General features: G+C 78.9%; 1 protein-coding gene. It reads left to right on the forward strand.

Annotated elements, in window-relative coordinates; genetic code table 11:
• Window positions 1-313 precede the first annotated feature (313 nt).
• Entirely contained in the window at window positions 314-1156 is an 843-nt protein-coding gene (locus E2C05_RS31820; protein ID WP_133223596.1) for a PRC-barrel domain-containing protein, read from the forward strand.
• Window positions 1157-1346 lie beyond the last annotated feature (190 nt).

Below are 1346 nucleotides of genomic sequence, written 5' to 3' on the forward strand. Positions count from 1 at the left end.
CGGCCGCCCCGGCCAGCGCCGGCGCGCCGTTCCGCGCGGCCGCCAGGCGCGGCTTGCCTTGTCGGCCGAGAGGGGGCCATGCCCGGCCCCAAGGGCATCGCCCGCTGCCCGCCAGGCGAGCCGCGGGTCGTTCGGGTCCGGGGCTGGCCCCGGCCGCTGGCCGGCCGGCATCGTGGCCGCTGGCGGGCCGGCACCCCGGCCAAGGGGGCGGCAAACCTCCCCCGGCGGGCGGCGTTGCTGCGGCTTGCACCGGCCCCGGGAGGGGTCCTTCCGGCAGGCCGGCCGCCCCACGACAAGAAGGCAACGCCGCCCGATGACCACACGACATCGCCTGATGGCCATGACCGCCGCCGCCGCCCTGCTGGGCGCGCCCGCCCTCGCGGTCGCGCAGGGCTCGGCGGGGAGTTCCATGATGCCGCAGACCACCCAGACCGGGTCGCAGGAAGGGCCGCTGGGCGGCAACCCCGCTGCGCGCGGCGGCGCCAATGCCGGCGGCAGCACCGGCCAGCAGGTCCAGGGCAACAATGCCGGCAGCCCGGGCGCCGGCGGCGCCGCCCCGGACCGGCAGACCCCGCCCGGCATGCGGGCGCAGGGCCAGCCCGCCGGCCCGCAAGCGCGCAGCGCCGACAGCCGCGACGGCACCCCGGCGCCGAACCCGCCCAGCCGCGCCAATACCGGCACCGGCAGCCCGGCCGAGGCCGGCAGCGCGTCGCAAGGGGGTGGCCAGGGCAGCGGCCAGGCGGGTGTGCCGGACCGCAGCCGCCAGGGCAGCGCCCAGCAGCCCCCGGCCGGCGCCGAGGCCGCCCGTCCCGGCGATGGCGGCACCACCCTGGCCGCGTTCACGGTGGATGGCGGTGCCCTGCGCAGCGGCCGCCGCGCCAGCAAGCTGATCGGCAGCACCGTCTACAACGAGAACAACGAGAGCGTCGGCGAGGTGGACGACATCCTGATCGTTCCGGGCGGCGCGGGGCCGGTGGCCGTCGTCTCGGTGGGCGGCTTCCTGGGCATCGGCGCCAAGCTGGTGGCCGTGCCCTATGACCGGCTGCAGCCGGCCGGCGGCGGCAACAACCGCTGGACCCTGACCGGCGCGACCAAGGAGAGCCTCGGCAGCCTGCCGACCTTCACCTATGGCAGCACGGGCGAGCGGAAGGGCTGAGCCCCGGCCGGTCGGACCGCCCCATCGGCGGCGCTGAAGGGCCCGCAACCGGAGCCGCCCTTCATCGGGCGAGGGTGGGCGGCGCGGCAAACGATCGCGATTGCCTGCCGCTGCGGCGACGGTCAGGCCGGCCCGGCGCCCGGCGCCCGGCGCCCGGGTTCCGCTGGCCGCGGGGCTGGGCCGAGCGGCC

Origin of the sequence: Paracraurococcus ruber, from assembly GCF_004353985.1 — a bacterium.
Taxonomy (GTDB): Bacteria; Pseudomonadota; Alphaproteobacteria; order Acetobacterales; family Acetobacteraceae; genus Paracraurococcus; species Paracraurococcus ruber.

Bases quoted from the DNA above. Each gene is read 5' to 3' on its own strand.
- E2C05_RS31820 (WP_133223596.1), top strand. From the start codon at position 314: ATGACCACACGACATCGCCTGATGGCCATGACCGCCGCCGCCGCCCTG.